The organism is Shewanella sp. MF05913 (assembly GCF_059758095.1).
The window spans coordinates 14,659-28,822 of sequence record NZ_JCAYNT010000016.1 but is presented as its reverse complement, the minus strand read 5'-3'; the positions used below and the strand labels follow the sequence as shown (position 1 = coordinate 28,822).

The following is a 14,164-nucleotide window of genomic DNA, read 5'->3' as shown; positions in this document are numbered from 1 at the left end:
ATAAGTGGTGATAATTTTTGTTGGTGGTATTATTGCTTTAGTTAATGCATGGTAACACCATAAGAGGTGGTAAATTGATCGCTGAAAAGTACAAACCAAAAGCTTGGGAATATCACTACAACGCAAAACCTAAAGGCAAGCCCCTTATGCTACTCAACTTTGAAGAGCTTGAGTTGTCTAAATCCTTATTGCTTAAGCACCTAAGTTATGCAGCATATATAGATGACAAAACACTTTATTCATCCTTAATTAATAGTGATAAAGACTTCAGAGAAAGGAATCTATTTGGTATAAGGAAGAGTATTCGGGATATTTTTAACAACACTAAAGGTATTGATTTATCCCATGTAATGGATGGTTTAAACGATGATTTAAATAGAACTTTTAGCAATGAAGGCTGGCGAAAAATACGATTAGAAATATCACAGTTAAAGAAAAGAAATAAAAAAAAGCGCATTGAGTTAAGCGATTACATTATCAATCGTTTGATAGGTTTTAAGGAGGAAAATAAACTTAAAACGTATGAAGAAACCATTGAGCTACTATTAGAACGGGAAGAAATGTATAGAGAGCTAAATAATGAAAAGTAAAAGAAATATTATGTTAGCCAATAACAGGACACTCATTGCAAATATTACTCCTGAAGTAAAAAATGTAAGAGACTCACTATTAGACAACCGTAGCCTATATGAAAATGAGTTAAAGAGTTTATTAAATCAGGCAGAAAATGTATTTGACTCACAAAGAGCTAGCGAATTAGTTAATGCCTTACTAAAAGATTTTGAAAATGATTCCGATGACATCAGCCCTAACACATGGGCATCGATAGTAAACAATTGGAGGATATTCGAACAATGGTGTAAGCGTTCCGGTGTTAATGCATTACCGGCATCAGTGCCTACCTTTATTAACTTCTTAGATGACAAATCAAAATTGTACAAGCCTAACAGTTTGCAGGTATATCGATGGGCCGTAAATACAATGCACCTTGCAGCTGGATTACCTTCACCAACAGAAGCCGTTAAAGTTAAATTCAAAATGAAAGGCATCAAAGCAAAGAAGGCTGCGAGCGGTGAAATGACAGCGCAAGCCACTGCTTTTAGAGAGGTCCATCTTAATGCCCTGGACGAACTTATGGGAGATAGTGATAAATTAATCGATGTCAGAGATTTAGCGTTAATGACCATGGCGTATGAAACTCTTCTTCGAGAATCTGAACTAGCTCGAATTGAATTCAAACACATAGAATATCAATCAGATGGCCGAGCCGTTATCATGATCCCGTTCACAAAGACTAACCAATCAGGTGAAAATGATACCGCAATGATTAGCAGTAAGGCATTAACCATTTTAGATAAATACATGTCGATGGCCGAGTTAGGCGAAAGCGAAATTGCCGAAAAATATGATGATGAAGGAAACGTTCTGCCAAACTACATATTTAAGAAGCTTCTAAAATCCGGTAAGTTAGATATTAATTTTCATGCTCCAATTTCTGGCTATTCTATCGATAAAATATTCAATAAAGCACATAAATTGTTAAAGCTTCACAAATACTCATTAATCAGAAATTCAAAGCCATGGTCCGGCCATTCAGCCCGAGTTGGTGCATGTCAGGACTTGTTGGCGGCTGGCTACTCGCCATTAGAGGTTCAACAGTCTGGTAGGTGGAGTTCAATTGATATGGTGTATCGATATGGTCGAGTAATCTTAGCTGCTGAAAGTGCGATGGCAAAAGCTAGAAACAAACAATGAAACTGCATCAAGAGGCATACGTATGAATAAAATTGAAACGCAATCACTTCTTAAGAAATTGCAGGATGCCGGTATAGAGTGCTCAGTAAAAATCCCAACTAATACCGGAGTAGTTCAACGAGTTTGCTCTGATGATGAAATATTGTTGTACCTTGATAACCCAGAGGCTTTATACGCATTGCACTTCAATGTATCTGAAGGTGAATACGCACAATGTATAGCCGAAAATTATTCCGTCAGGTGTGCTGGCCTAACCGTGAAAGGATTTGCATGCCAGGCAATTGTCAAAGGTGGGCATTGTGTTTCACCAGCTGAGTGGGCCGCTTTGAGCGGACAATATTGTGAAGTTCATGGCGATGCAGATTACTGAATAATGCCAGTTTGAACAACAAACAATATTACTGCTTCTAACAAAATACCTCTCGTTAGTCAATACTTGGTGTGCCAATGAAAATTTGAATTTTGAAAACAATTTTAAGTCTGTCTTTTGATTATATTGTGTTTGCAAATTATCAAATGAGGACTGCACATGAATAAAGTACAACAACACGAAATATACAGTGAACTTGAGGTTACCCAGCTATTTTTGGATCTTCTTGAATATGACAGCCAATATCTAACGACTATACTCCAGTTTGACCGCATTATATCCTTAGATAAATTCTGGGATGATAAAGCTGACTCTCTTGCATTGGAGATTATTATGTGGACAATAAAAAAATCTTTAATGGGAAAAGGTATATCGACAATTAAAAAAATTGGGAATGATAAAATAATAATAATTACCGCTAGTAGGAATGCATCTAAATCCAAGCAGGATATAATCAATATAATTTTATCTGATGACATTATCCCCATAGAACATTTAAATGTTGGGCATTTACTCATCACTGATCAGGAAGAACCTTTTTTGATTAAAAATAAAATTACTGATTTCAAATTATCATCATTTACAGATAAGTAATGCTACGGTAGACAGATCCCGTAACAGAGTATTCCATTTTTATATTTGGTTAGAATGATTTAAAGCAGTAAATAGAAAAAACGGACCATTAAGGTCCGTTTTTTATTTTGGAACTAGCTAGCTAATTCACAAGTATTGAAAATTTACCATTCTCATCTTTAGCAACATCCACATTGAAAACAATACCAGGTGTACTATCTCCAAGACTCCCTTTCGCTTCACCTAAGATAACACTCTTAGTATTTGAGATCGTTTGAATCGTTGACGTTAAACTTACTATTGCTTTTGTACCAGCTGGAGCACCGTAGTTGTTAACCCCAATAAGATAGCTACCTTCTTCTAAAACATCTGCATCACACGTTGCATAATAGTGTTCAATTTGGTCGCCTGTTAAATCATCTAAATCTAGATGGCCCATTAAACCAGACTTATTTCGATAGTAAACGTGAGAACCATTAGGCTCAATTACATGCAGGTCAACATCACCTCTAGCGTCCCAATCTAACGTCGCGGTGAACGAACCTAAGAAAGCAGAAGGAAGTTGAACATCTATTAATCTAGATAGCTCAGTATCAATATGACCCAATACTTGTGTACGTGTTTCTAAACCTCTTGCCAGATATGTATCAGAAAACCCATGGCCTGTGACATCAACTAAAACATGTGATAACGGTATGTTTGCTGTGACAGGTGGGACCGTAGAATTACCAAAGGCTCTTAGTCCATTAATAACAACGTCATGATCCGCTAAAACATGAGGGCCATTGACTACTGTTGAAGCTGGAGCAACATGAACTACACTGATATTTTCAGAAGAATAAGATGCCGTATTAAGAGCTGTCTCGTAAGCCTTATTCACAAATAAATTCCCTTGTGAATGGGCCACAAATAATAATTTATATCCATGCGAAGCAAGCGTTTTAAGCTTAATGTTATGCTCGGCATACTCAGTTTGAGTAGGAGGGTTAGCTAAAAAACTACTAAATGCACTAACCAATTCCATCGAAACGTCTGAAGCAAAATCTGTCATCATCCCGTAAACAAGTTCAAAGGGGGCGGTTACAAAATCTAGTGTTCTTCTCCAAATGCCACCAGCATCCGCTGACTCACCGCTTAACATTACCCAAAATAACTCGAAACGCGCTTCCGTGTTAGGTGTGAACTCTTCGGATCTCTGAACGAATACCTCGGCTAAGTCTTCGAGCACACTCCTACCATCGATACCTTTACCTGTAGAATTATAGAAAACTTCGTAAATGATGCTTTGATTATTATATTCACTACCGTAGAGAGTAGATATTTATTAGGCGACAATTAACTTGGCCGGTTCGCGACAACTAGCTTGTCCGGTTTTGGTAAGCTCTAGGCATACATAATTCTTGAGAGATTTATATGCCTGGAAAACCCATAAACCAACCACAGGTTAACCTATATATGTCTTATCGTAATAAACCTAAACAGACTCAATCATCTGCCGCGGCTAAAGCGGGCTTCTCTTCCCGTACAGCCAGACGTATTGATGCTGGCCAGCACAACACCACCAAATTACCACGCCAATACGCGACCAGAAAAGATCCGCTTAATGGTCTTTTTGAACAACATATTGTGCCACTGCTTGAAAATGAACCCTCATTACAGCCCATTACATTATTTGAAAAACTCGAAGAAATCGCACCGGGACAATTTGACCGCGCGCAACTTCGAACTTTGCAACGCCGTATCAAGAAATGGCGAGTCAAATACGGACCTGAACAAGAGGTGATTTTCAGGCAACAGCATACACCTGGAGCGATGGGGATCTCTGATTACACTTGGGCCAACGAATTGAATATCACCCTCGGTGGAACCGCATTTAAACACAAGCTTTATCATTACCGCTTGGTTTTCAGTGGCTGGACTTACGTCGAAGTCATACTCGGCGGTGAAAGTTTTGAATCACTGTCATCAGGGCTGCAAAATGCTTTTTGGCAAAGTGGGGGTGTACCAAAAACTCACCGTACAGATAGCTTAAGCGCCGCCTTTAAAAACCACACTGAAGCTGAAGTTCTGACTGAGCGCTACACCAAACTATGCAAGCATTACGCTGTTAAAGCCACTCGAAACAACAAAGGTGTTGCCCATGAAAATGGCGCAATTGAAGGCCCTAATGGCCATCTAAAACGTAAGATAGAGCAGCAATTGTTATTACGCGACAGCCGTGATTTCACTGATTTAAAGCAATACCGAGATTTCATCGATATCATCGTTGCTAAAATTAATCGTCAATGTCACACCCGTTATCTAGAGGAATGTACGTACTTATCCGCCTTACCCGTCCGTCGAACTCATGACTTTTGTGAGCAGTACGTCAAAGTGACCTCTAGCAGCACTATTTCCATTAAGCGTGTGACGTATTCCGTGCCATCACGGCTTATTGGCGTGACATTACTGGCACACATTTTTGATGACCGGTTAGTGCTTTTCTATGGACATGAAATCACATTAACGTTAGCGCGAATACATACGCAAGGCACAACACGTGGCCGCTCAATAGACTATCAGCACCTTATCCATGCATTGGCTAAGAAGCGGAACGCGTTTAAAGCATCACAACTTAGAGATGACCTTATTCCGAAAGGCGATTTTTGGCAGTTATGGCAAAAACTAACCCATGATGGTGTGACAGATGCAGATTGCCATTATATGGTCGATTTACTGGTCATCGCTGCAAACTATGATTGTGAGGCAGCATTGGGCCGCTTCGCTCTCAGGGCGTTTGAAGCAGGAAAAGTGGTGACGATAGATGAATGTCGCCGCGTTTTCAGCCCCGATACGCTATTTGTCCCCATGATTAATAGTCAACAACATAGCGTATCAAGTTACGACGTACTTCTTGGAGGGCGAAATGGCTAACCCACTGAGCTTACCTTTATTATTAAAAGAGTTACGACTGCCCGCGATAGCAAAAGCTTGGCCAGATATCGCCCTAAAAGCAGTGAAGGAGCAATGGGAGCCCGAGCTATTTCTCGCTCAGTTATGTGAAATAGAGGCCACACACCGACAAGAAATACGCCTAAAACGCTTACTCAAAGAAAGCCAATTACCCATAGGAAAACAACTATCACAGTACGATTTTAGTGAAGTGTCAGGCATTAGTGCCGTTCAAATTAAACATAAAACCAGTGAGCTAGGGTGGTTGAGGCAAGGCCATAATATTTTATTGTTCGGTGCAAGTGGGCTGGGTAAAACCCACATCGCCGCTGCGCTGGGTTATGCGCTTATAGAGCAATCTGTTCGAGTTAAATTCACAACAGGAACCGCGATGGTACAGCACCTACAGAAAGCCCGAGATGGTTTAGGGCTAGAAGATGCACTTAAAAAACTCGATAAATATGAGCTCCTCATTTTGGATGACATTGGTTATGTTAAAAAGAGTGACAGTGAAAGTCAGGTTCTGTTTGAGCTAATCGCACATCGTTATGAGCGCAACAGCTTGGTAATAACGACGAACCAAGTGTTTAGTGAATGGGACAGTATATTTGGCGACAATATGATGACAGTAGCCGTGATTGATCGTCTGGTCCACCACGCAGAGATTTATCAACTTGAGGGAGAAAGTTATCGAAGAAAAGAAGCCATGAAACTCAATGACAAAAGCGGCCAACTTAATTGACGCGGATAGGACAAGCTAGTTGACGCCTAACAGATATTTCAGCTAAACCAAGTTGCGCATCTAAACGAGTGTTACCTACACCATTAAAATATGCCATTGCATAACCAGCACTACCGCATAGAGAATTTTCAATTGGTGCAGCAAAGGCAGATTGAATTGATATAAATACTGATACCAAATAGGCTAATAAAGATTTAGTGTTCATTGGAAGTGGAATCCTTAAAGGCAAGTGTTTTCAGTAGGAAGTGATGAAACGGTTCCATCGAGCTTATGATTATATCTAAGATAATTTTGTGTACGCTCAAAGGTATTTGCCGTGTAAGCCTCTAGAGTCTTACTGTATTTTTTTGTTAATGAAAAATCCTGAAATGTCTTTACAACACAATTCAATGCTTTAGTGCCGTTTTCTGCCGCAATGGTTATTGCATTAGCATCATCGATATCTACAGTTACTTGCTCTTGCATGGATGCAGCCATCTGATTTAACGCTTTTTCTTGTTCTGGTGGAAGATTTTCATTTTTTATAAACTGGTCTATGTCATCACGAATGCCATTGCTATCAGAGTCCACCCCGTAAAGACTATTATCGCGATCAAGTTCAGGTACTACGCCTCTGCGTTCGAGGACAGAGAATGCTTCACTAACATTAGCTATTTGAACTTGCTGTACAGTGATTGTAACGTTGTCTACGGATGTTGCTTGTTCATCATCAGTAGCAGATAGTTGAAACACTAAATCGGTCTGCTCAGTGACTAAGGGGGCTATAAATGATGCTTCTAGACCAATTGGGTTTGATAAAGTCACCGTTGGGCCAGAGATCTGAGTCCATAACGTGGACACAACTGAGCCATCTTCATCGTTTGCGGCCCCTGATAATGTTACTTCCTCTTCTTCCGTGATAGTAAATGAGCTACCGGCTTCTACATTGGGATATAGGTTCGCCTTTGTATCACTGTCTGACCCACAGCCAACTAGCATAAATGATGCTGTAACCATTGCGGAAATCAGCGTAGATTTTTTTAAGTTCATGTTCACCTCTATTTAAATAAATAACTTAATCTTGCGGCTACAAAATATCATGTTATTGTTTTATCACAAGGAATTGAACCACTCTAAGGTCATTTATTGTTAAAAAACGCGGAATATGAGTCTATAAATAGTGTTCTAAACCGAATTTTATTAAGGGGAGACATTTTTATGATGTTTACGACAATCTCTCAAAATAGTTTTAGCATTATGAAATAAAGTTAAGGGGTAAAATTTTGGATCTAAAAATGATTATGGCAGGTAATGCATACAGCGTATTCGCTAATGATAATGAACCTCTAAGCCTAAGACGAAAAGCTGCTGGTACGTTAAAGCTTCAACTTCAATCTTTGGATGAATACCTTGAAGCTGGACCCATAAGGACTGCAGCAATTAAATGTGAATTAACTTATTATAAGGCCAAGTCTTGCAGTCAGTTTGACACACGGTTTAGTCAAGTGGCCATATTGTTACATGAAGCCTGTATAATAAAATTCACTAACATAACTAAGCAAAAGAGTGCTCTCTATCATGCTTAAATACTGGTGAACCTTTCTTTTTTAACTCGCTTTCGCGGACACACCATGCGTAGTTAATCGCATTCAATTCCGCTTTATTATCGCTATTCCTAAGCTCCAAGCGTTCACATTGTTTATCAAGCGTATCTAAACATTTACTGTGTCTAAATTTATACAAATACAATAACTCTAGTTCGGACATGCCTTCAACATCTAAATATTGCAATTAATCTCACCTGTTTTTAATAATCACTGTCAAAACATGAGTCAAAATCAATATCAGAAATATCGTCTGAAAATGATTCATTGAATGTATCATGATACTGATTGGACTCAAACTCATGGAAAATGGGATCTTCTAAAAATTCATCATATCTAGTTTCAATTTCATAATCATCATTATCCTCAAGTGAATCTGTATTGCGGTTGTTTGAGCTGTTGTGTTCAGAATGGTTAACTTGAGGGTGAATTTTCTCATTGCTATCACTATCTCTTAAGTAGGCATAGTCAAAAACAAAGTAAATTATTACTGCAATAGTTAACTTGGGATAGGGAAGTAATTCTAAAAGTGATTCCATACAAATTCCAACATAATTTCATTTAATTAATTCTACTATAGGGTTTTCGAGGTACAAGGAATTGAATGTATTTTATTCACTTCAGCGTTTTTCCAAAACCGATATGTTCATATAGGGCTAAACCTTTAACCTACTTGAACAGATATACTTAATTAATCAATGGTTCTTAACCATAAATCTTTCCTGCTGCATATTGCCAGTACATTTATATTTTAGATGACTAGTTTGAGCACTAAAAACCGTAGCTACCAAGTCAAGATGTCGAGATTAGGTAGTAATGCCAGATAATTCAGTGAAGATGACGTATTTGAGCACTAAAAGGGTTGGGAACTACAATAAGATGTCGAGTTTAGGTAGTAAGGTCGTGCGGTATTAAAGGCTCAAATGGCAAGGGCTTTGGCCATGATGTCGAGTTTGAGTAGTAAAATATTGCTGTATTCAACACTAAACTGGCATGGCTTGGACCAAGATGTTGAGTTTAGGTAGTAAAGGAGAGTGGATTTATCGTCAAGATGTCGAATTTAGGTAGTAAAAGAGAGGCCGATTTAGCGTCAAGATGTCGAATTTAGGTAGTAAAACAACCATCTTTTGATATAGATGTCGAGTTTAGGCACTAAAACCTGTCAGTGATGAGTAAAGATGACGTATTTGAGCACCAAAACACTGCGGTATGAGTCAAATGCAGATTTAAGGTAGTAAAGATGTCGTGTTTGAGCACTAAAAATCGGATTAAACAGCAAAGATGTCGAGTTTGAGTAGTAAAACCGGTAATGCATCAGGTCAAGGTGACATGTATGAACACTAGTGAGAGTTAATTACTTACGATTTATTCTATGTATAACTTTATTTATTAGCACTTTAAGTTGATCATGTTACTACCCGATGCTGATCATTCATGTGTTTATGACATGAAACAAAAGGTCTAAAAAGTTTTAATTGTTGATAACTAAGGTTTTTTTACTGCCTTATATAGATCTTGTTCAAATAAATGTGCATAAACCTGTTGATAAGAAAATCAGCCATCTGAATGATGGTGCTCTATATTGATCATTATTGATACTCTTTGTTGATCATATTGATACTCGCATTTGATCGGTATGCTACCTAATGTGATTGTTGATAGCACCTTTACTTGATCTAAGTTTGGTGTAAGGTACTGAAACAAAAGTGTTATATATAACCCCCCTTACCCTTTTCATAACCCCTTTATAAGAGATAAAGATCATCCTATTACCTAAGTGATAGGTACTTAATGCTTAAACTATTCAAATAGAATGGACATTCGCAAGTATAAAATATCCAGAATGGTCGAGATAAATAACTTATAAATTCAAAAAAGATCTGGATTGGGTAGTAATGGATCAAATTAAGGCACTAACAATGCTAGGCCCTATTTGTTATCGTAGTTCCAAATAGAAACTCTGGGTTATCTCATGGAAAACAGATTGGCAACTGAAAACTCAAATTGTCTTTTACTTGAAGATGACGAATGTTATCAACAACAACTTGATCTGTTTTCCCTTGTCGATGCACCAGAAAAACAACTCATCAAAGGCAAATATGTTAGGGCCCCCTATTCAAATAGCATAGGAACAATTGATTTAATCCCGAGGTTTAAACGAGGGGAAAACGCGATTGTACCTGTTAGCGAATTGGTAGGTAAAAAGCTTAAACTAGAAAATAGATATCGTATTGGTAGAAATGAACTAGTATGCCAAATACAACCAGCAGTTATTGAGCGAACCGTAAACGGTGAAAAAATTGAATTCTATGCATATCCTGGAGATCGTGAAGAGCTTACCGAAAAGCTGTTGTTTTTAATAGCGAGTAATAGGGGGCTAAGTAAGATACGAATGCCTGGCGGTGTTGACCGTTTTGGTATTTATTTCTCACTCTATGAAATTCGTGAGGAATTAAAAAAAATTGGCAAAACGAGATCGTATGATGTCATCCGTGAATCGCTAATTGTAATCCGAGATTCACGAACAAATATTTCTCAAATTGATGGAACAAGAAGTATCACTATTACACATGATATTTTTGCTGATGCGATTCTTGAGGTTTCAGGTTCTGGTAGAGGTAGAGACAGATGTTCCATTACATTTAGTGATTACGTGATTGAACAGATCCAATTACTTAACTATAGGCAATATCCATTCGCATCTATAAATTCTCATCCAAATCCACTTAGTAGATTTATACACAGTTATCTAACAAATAACTGGACGAACGCAGCAAACGGGGTGACACGACAGCTATTCGTCAATGAAGTATTCGCTGCTTTTGGTAAGGATCATTTAACTGACGCTGTAAAACGTAGAGATATGCGAGCTGGGCTTGCAATTTTAGTCAAAGCCGGTTGGTTTACAAATGTACCATATTCACAGAAAACACTAAAAAATGGTAAGCATGAGCATTATTATGAGCTAACGCCTACTGAGGTTTTTGTAGAAGAAGTGATCCGAGCAAATGCTAAAAAGAAAGGGTTGCGAATAATAGATGAAAAAGTACGCAACGATCCTGAATTTTCGCTGCCTAATCAAAAAGGCCGTTTGTCTGCAGACTTAAAGTAGTAGTTTATCAAGGGCCATTGTAATCGCGTTTTTTATAATCCGGTAGTTACATACCTATTTGTTAAAGACTTTATTGTTTATCAATATTAACCGAATTGAATCAATTTGATACCATTTGAGGAAAGAGCACAGTATAACGAACAGTGTTTGTTTTCTCGGGTGCATTTCCCTTTAATGGTTTTAAAAACTAGTGATTCGTTCCCTATATCACAGTGTAGTTGACCTAATTGAACAGATGCGCTAGTTTAATCAATGGTACTTAAACAAAGCTCGTACCTGCCGAATAGGCAGCTAAAAATATTCACAAAAAATTAAGTACCTTCCTGCCGAATAGGCAGTTGCAAATCGAACTAGCCTCGCATAAGCGGGGCTTTTTCTTGCTTGTCGTTACATATTAACTCTCGCTTATGCCGCTCACAATGCGGCAATAAGCTTCTCTGTTTGCACTATCAATAATGTAAAGGCACGATTACCGCTATTATTACTAATTTTTGCGGTTAATTATTGACGGAAGACATTTAGTTGATGACGAATTTGGATGTAAGTTAGTAGCCAAAAAGGATGAAGATTAAGCGGCTTAAAGCGTTCAATCGCTGAAGAAAGCGCTATATGATTTAGCTGTTTTTTGAGGTGCGATTCGCCCTGGCATCAAGCGTACTTCTGACCCAATCTGATTTGGTCAATCCTTCTGCTTTTGCTGCAAGCTCATAGCTATCGAGCTGATCTTGAGTTATTTGGATTACTCCAAGTCGCTGATCTTTCTTTTCGCTTGCAGGTTTTGGCGGTGCGCCGCGCTTAGGTTTTATCTTGTTCATACCGAGCATTATTACACGTGTAATAAGGCTTGACAATACGATTTATTTTGATAAGTTTAATACACGTGTATTAATTTATTTTAGGATACTGATATATGGCAAATTCTGAGCAAGTAGTAAGTTTTCTCAATCAACAAATAGAGCTAAACACTGGCAAGAGCAATATCAATTTGGTCAAGCCGTATGAAGAAGCTAAAGCCTTGATTCGCTATCTAGAAAAGCGAGTAAAAACCTTAGATAAATCTATTGTTGAAGAAATTGAAAATCGAGATCACTGGGAAGAACGAGCATCAAAATTGGCGTATGCTGTTGGAGAGCATTTCGGTAAGTCAGTAGGCGAGCATTCTAGTGCTAACTGCCCGATTAATAATGCACATGAGCTGCTAAACTAGAAGCTGGATACCGATTATATTGAAACATTCATTATGCTTGCCGACGAAAGTTTTCTGTTGGGCCTAGCAAAGGCAAGCTCGATAAAAACGCTTTGCAAAAATCAATAGATGATATTCATTTACAACTTTCTTTGATAGCGACTATAAGTAGAGATATGTATGTCAGAAATCGACTTAAGAATTAATTTAGCAACAAAGAAAGCCATTATACATAGTGTTGCTTGTGAGAAGTTTATTATGAATGACGATCTTAAAAGCGCTATAGAATATTGCATAAAACAAGGCATAGAAGCCCCTCAGTGTTCACTCACAGCCAAATCTGAAAATGCAGATAAAATGCGGTTAATAGCTGAACGGATGTTATCTGAGTCAAAGTGGTGGACTAGAAGGTTAAAGGGTCAAGCAATGATGCAATTTGAAAGCGAAAAAATTGCTAAGGGGCTTGTTACTAATTGTATATCGGACGAATCGTTTAAGCATTATAAAGCTAACACGCGTTAGGATACATCATGAATCGGGAATACGTAGTATTCAATAATAAAGTTTTTTGGAAGGTTACTGTTCAACTTTTGTTAATTGGATATACATCAATATCAGGATTGGGCTTTGGATTGCTTTCTGTCGTTGGGCAGTATGATATTGACCTAAAGATATCGGATTTTGTTCATCCCCTTTTGTGGTTATTTCCCGCTATCGTAGCTCCAATTTTGGGGTTGGTTAAAGAAAGAAATAGTCACTGTCCGCAGCGCAAATCCTTTGCATAAAGTTGGTGACTTGCAGGTTCTGTTGGAAATCGAGGTCTTAATAATATAAGTAGTAGGAAACATCATGCAATCGCTGCCCAACGTCAAAAAGCCATGCGCTCAATGCCCGTTTAGAAAAGACAGCTTAAAAGGTTGGCTTGGTGGTGAACGTATGGAAGAAATATTGAATCAAGACTCTTTTATCTGTCATAAAAAGAAACACTTGCAATGTGCTGGACACATGCTGATTAATGGTACTGATAACGGCTTTGTAAGGTTGGCAAATCGGCTAAACATTAATCTGGAATTATCAGGTCAAGAATTGGTGTTTGATACGCGAGAAAAATGCGTTTCTCACCACGAATTTGGATAGAGGAAACAGTATGTTCAAGGGAATTTTGTTGTGCCTGTATATATTTACATCACTCATTGGTGGATTTATTTACCACGACACACTCGCAACTGAGAACCCCTGGTTAGGTTCGCTTATTGGATTTTGCCTAGGAAGTTTTGCTTACTTCGTTGCTTTGAAGCCAGGTGCCGAATTATTATTTTCTATCGAACGGTAATGATGAAGGAATAAATAGGTGCATTTTCTTATCATTAACAGTTAGTTTTAAGTATTTACTGAGAAGCTTCATATCCCACAGTGATTTTTAGCTAAACGAAATATTAAATTATAATCTATATCTGGAGGTTTTTATGTTAATTCGTTGTGTTTTGCTAATGCTTACTTTGTTTGCAAATACTTTGCTCGCGGCTGGTGGTGGGGGTGGAGAGCCTGAATATGTTGTAAATATCGTAAAGGTAAAATCGGTATATGATGGGGATACATTTAGAGGTTACTTTGATGAAAAAAAGCAGGAACCTATTCGTATTAAAGGTGTAGATACCGCTGAAATTAAAGGTAAATGTGAAGCTGAAATAGCTAAAGCATATGCAGCTAGAGATTTTTTAAAAGCTACTTTGGTTAATGCCACACAAATTCAGTTGGTGGAGCCGAGTAGAGATAAGTTTAATCGTGTTCTAGCTCAGGTATTGGTGGATGGTAGAGATCTAGCAACGTTAATCATTGAGTCTGGTCACGGTCGTGTCTGGGCTGGTAGAAGAGAAAGTTGGTGCAATTAAAACAGATGAAGCGATGATTT

The 14,164-nt window shown here is 38.1% G+C and carries 17 protein-coding genes; 12 read left to right on the top strand and 5 right to left on the bottom strand.

Annotated elements, in window-relative coordinates; all coding sequences use genetic code 11:
- Nucleotides 1–74 precede the first annotated feature (74 nt).
- From AC19MV_RS16725 to AC19MV_RS16710, 4 genes are all read left to right on the top strand, one after another.
- Nucleotides 75–590, top strand: a complete 516-nt coding sequence (locus tag AC19MV_RS16725; RefSeq protein WP_498308946.1) for a hypothetical protein — start codon at nucleotides 75–77, stop codon at nucleotides 588–590.
- Nucleotides 580–1,755: a tyrosine-type recombinase/integrase gene (locus AC19MV_RS16720; protein WP_498308944.1), complete on the top strand. Its 1,176-nt coding sequence runs from the start codon at nucleotides 580–582 to the stop codon at nucleotides 1,753–1,755. Before AC19MV_RS16725 ends, AC19MV_RS16720 begins: the two co-directional genes overlap by 11 nt.
- A gap of 22 nt (nucleotides 1,756–1,777) precedes the next feature.
- A complete protein-coding gene (locus tag AC19MV_RS16715) occupies nucleotides 1,778–2,125 on the top strand; it encodes a hypothetical protein (RefSeq protein ID WP_498308942.1) in 348 nt (115 codons plus the stop codon).
- Between the two features lie 159 nt (nucleotides 2,126–2,284).
- On the top strand, nucleotides 2,285–2,719 hold the full coding sequence (locus AC19MV_RS16710) for a hypothetical protein (protein ID WP_498308940.1): 435 nt from the start codon (nucleotides 2,285–2,287) through the stop codon (nucleotides 2,717–2,719).
- Nucleotides 2,720–2,840: 121 nt separating this feature from the next.
- Here the strand turns inward: AC19MV_RS16710 and AC19MV_RS16705 are convergent, their stop codons facing one another.
- Complete coding sequence (locus tag AC19MV_RS16705) at nucleotides 2,841–3,926, bottom strand: DUF2135 domain-containing protein (RefSeq protein ID WP_498308939.1); 1,086 nt, start codon at nucleotides 3,924–3,926, stop codon at nucleotides 2,841–2,843.
- Nucleotides 3,927–4,111: 185 nt separating this feature from the next.
- Between AC19MV_RS16705 and istA the strand changes: the two genes are divergently transcribed.
- Together istA and istB are read left to right on the top strand one after the other, a co-directional pair.
- Nucleotides 4,112–5,611 (top strand): IS21 family transposase, encoded by a 1,500-nt coding sequence (gene istA / locus AC19MV_RS16700; RefSeq protein WP_432367829.1) that lies wholly within the window; start codon nucleotides 4,112–4,114, stop codon nucleotides 5,609–5,611.
- A complete protein-coding gene (gene istB, locus AC19MV_RS16695) occupies nucleotides 5,604–6,371 on the top strand; it encodes an IS21-like element helper ATPase IstB (RefSeq protein WP_432367831.1) in 768 nt (255 codons plus the stop codon). The genes istA and istB overlap by 8 nt, the downstream gene beginning before the upstream one ends.
- Here istB and AC19MV_RS16690 read toward each other — a convergent pair.
- The 3 genes from AC19MV_RS16690 to AC19MV_RS16680 all read right to left on the bottom strand — a co-directional run bounded on the left by AC19MV_RS16690 (nucleotide 6,364) and on the right by AC19MV_RS16680 (nucleotide 8,493).
- Nucleotides 6,364–6,576, bottom strand: a complete 213-nt coding sequence (locus AC19MV_RS16690) for a hypothetical protein (RefSeq protein ID WP_498308937.1) — start codon at nucleotides 6,574–6,576, stop codon at nucleotides 6,364–6,366. The genes istB and AC19MV_RS16690 overlap by 8 nt on opposite strands.
- A 14-nt stretch (nucleotides 6,577–6,590) precedes the next feature.
- Nucleotides 6,591–7,400, bottom strand: a complete 810-nt coding sequence (locus tag AC19MV_RS16685) for a PKD domain-containing protein (protein WP_498308936.1) — start codon at nucleotides 7,398–7,400, stop codon at nucleotides 6,591–6,593.
- A 757-nt stretch (nucleotides 7,401–8,157) separates the two neighbouring features.
- Complete coding sequence (locus AC19MV_RS16680; RefSeq protein WP_498308934.1) at nucleotides 8,158–8,493, bottom strand: hypothetical protein; 336 nt, start codon at nucleotides 8,491–8,493, stop codon at nucleotides 8,158–8,160.
- Between the two features lie 1,433 nt (nucleotides 8,494–9,926).
- Here AC19MV_RS16680 and AC19MV_RS16675 point away from each other — a divergent pair.
- Nucleotides 9,927–11,066 carry a hypothetical protein gene (locus tag AC19MV_RS16675; RefSeq protein WP_498308933.1) on the top strand — a complete coding sequence of 380 codons (1,140 nt, stop codon included), beginning with the start codon at nucleotides 9,927–9,929 and terminating at the stop codon, nucleotides 11,064–11,066.
- Nucleotides 11,067–11,680: 614 nt separating this feature from the next.
- Here the strand turns inward: AC19MV_RS16675 and AC19MV_RS16670 are convergent.
- The gene (locus AC19MV_RS16670; RefSeq protein WP_498308931.1) at nucleotides 11,681–11,881 is read right to left on the bottom strand and encodes a hypothetical protein; all 201 of its coding nucleotides are present in this window, start codon (nucleotides 11,879–11,881) and stop codon (nucleotides 11,681–11,683) included.
- Between the two features lie 95 nt (nucleotides 11,882–11,976).
- On the opposite strand from AC19MV_RS16670, the gene AC19MV_RS16665 reads away from it, so the two are divergent.
- From AC19MV_RS16665 to AC19MV_RS16645, 5 genes are all read left to right on the top strand, one after another.
- Nucleotides 11,977–12,273 carry a hypothetical protein gene (locus tag AC19MV_RS16665; RefSeq protein WP_498308930.1) on the top strand — a complete coding sequence of 99 codons (297 nt, stop codon included), beginning with the start codon at nucleotides 11,977–11,979 and terminating at the stop codon, nucleotides 12,271–12,273.
- A 159-nt stretch (nucleotides 12,274–12,432) separates the two neighbouring features.
- Nucleotides 12,433–12,774 (top strand): hypothetical protein, encoded by a 342-nt coding sequence (locus AC19MV_RS16660; RefSeq protein WP_498308929.1) that lies wholly within the window; start codon nucleotides 12,433–12,435, stop codon nucleotides 12,772–12,774.
- 8 nt (nucleotides 12,775–12,782) lie between these two features.
- Entirely contained in the window at nucleotides 12,783–13,037 is a 255-nt protein-coding gene (locus tag AC19MV_RS16655; protein ID WP_498308927.1) for a hypothetical protein, read from the top strand.
- Nucleotides 13,038–13,101: 64 nt separating this feature from the next.
- Nucleotides 13,102–13,389 (top strand): DUF6283 family protein, encoded by a 288-nt coding sequence (locus AC19MV_RS16650; protein ID WP_498308925.1) that lies wholly within the window; start codon nucleotides 13,102–13,104, stop codon nucleotides 13,387–13,389.
- Between the two features lie 329 nt (nucleotides 13,390–13,718).
- Nucleotides 13,719–14,144: a thermonuclease family protein gene (locus AC19MV_RS16645; protein WP_498308924.1), complete on the top strand. Its 426-nt coding sequence runs from the start codon at nucleotides 13,719–13,721 to the stop codon at nucleotides 14,142–14,144.
- Nucleotides 14,145–14,164 lie beyond the last annotated feature (20 nt).

What these genes read in the sequence shown, in the direction of transcription:
- AC19MV_RS16720 (WP_498308944.1), top strand. Translation starts at nt 580, where the DNA reads ATGAAAAGTAAAAGAAATATTATGTTAGCCAATAACAGGACACTCATT.
- AC19MV_RS16715 (WP_498308942.1), top strand. Translation starts at nt 1,778, where the DNA reads ATGAATAAAATTGAAACGCAATCACTTCTTAAGAAATTGCAGGATGCC.
- AC19MV_RS16710 (WP_498308940.1), top strand. Translation starts at nt 2,285, where the DNA reads ATGAATAAAGTACAACAACACGAAATATACAGTGAACTTGAGGTTACC.
- istA (WP_432367829.1), top strand. Translation starts at nt 4,112, where the DNA reads ATGCCTGGAAAACCCATAAACCAACCACAGGTTAACCTATATATGTCT.
- istB (WP_432367831.1), top strand. Translation starts at nt 5,604, where the DNA reads ATGGCTAACCCACTGAGCTTACCTTTATTATTAAAAGAGTTACGACTG.
- AC19MV_RS16690 (WP_498308937.1), bottom strand. Translation starts at nt 6,576, where the DNA reads ATGAACACTAAATCTTTATTAGCCTATTTGGTATCAGTATTTATATCA.
- AC19MV_RS16685 (WP_498308936.1), bottom strand. Translation starts at nt 7,400, where the DNA reads ATGAACTTAAAAAAATCTACGCTGATTTCCGCAATGGTTACAGCATCA.
- AC19MV_RS16680 (WP_498308934.1), bottom strand. Translation starts at nt 8,493, where the DNA reads ATGGAATCACTTTTAGAATTACTTCCCTATCCCAAGTTAACTATTGCA.
- AC19MV_RS16675 (WP_498308933.1), top strand. Translation starts at nt 9,927, where the DNA reads ATGGAAAACAGATTGGCAACTGAAAACTCAAATTGTCTTTTACTTGAA.
- AC19MV_RS16670 (WP_498308931.1), bottom strand. Translation starts at nt 11,881, where the DNA reads ATGAACAAGATAAAACCTAAGCGCGGCGCACCGCCAAAACCTGCAAGC.
- AC19MV_RS16665 (WP_498308930.1), top strand. Translation starts at nt 11,977, where the DNA reads ATGGCAAATTCTGAGCAAGTAGTAAGTTTTCTCAATCAACAAATAGAG.
- AC19MV_RS16660 (WP_498308929.1), top strand. Translation starts at nt 12,433, where the DNA reads ATGTCAGAAATCGACTTAAGAATTAATTTAGCAACAAAGAAAGCCATT.
- AC19MV_RS16655 (WP_498308927.1), top strand. Translation starts at nt 12,783, where the DNA reads ATGAATCGGGAATACGTAGTATTCAATAATAAAGTTTTTTGGAAGGTT.
- AC19MV_RS16650 (WP_498308925.1), top strand. Translation starts at nt 13,102, where the DNA reads ATGCAATCGCTGCCCAACGTCAAAAAGCCATGCGCTCAATGCCCGTTT.
- AC19MV_RS16645 (WP_498308924.1), top strand. Translation starts at nt 13,719, where the DNA reads ATGTTAATTCGTTGTGTTTTGCTAATGCTTACTTTGTTTGCAAATACT.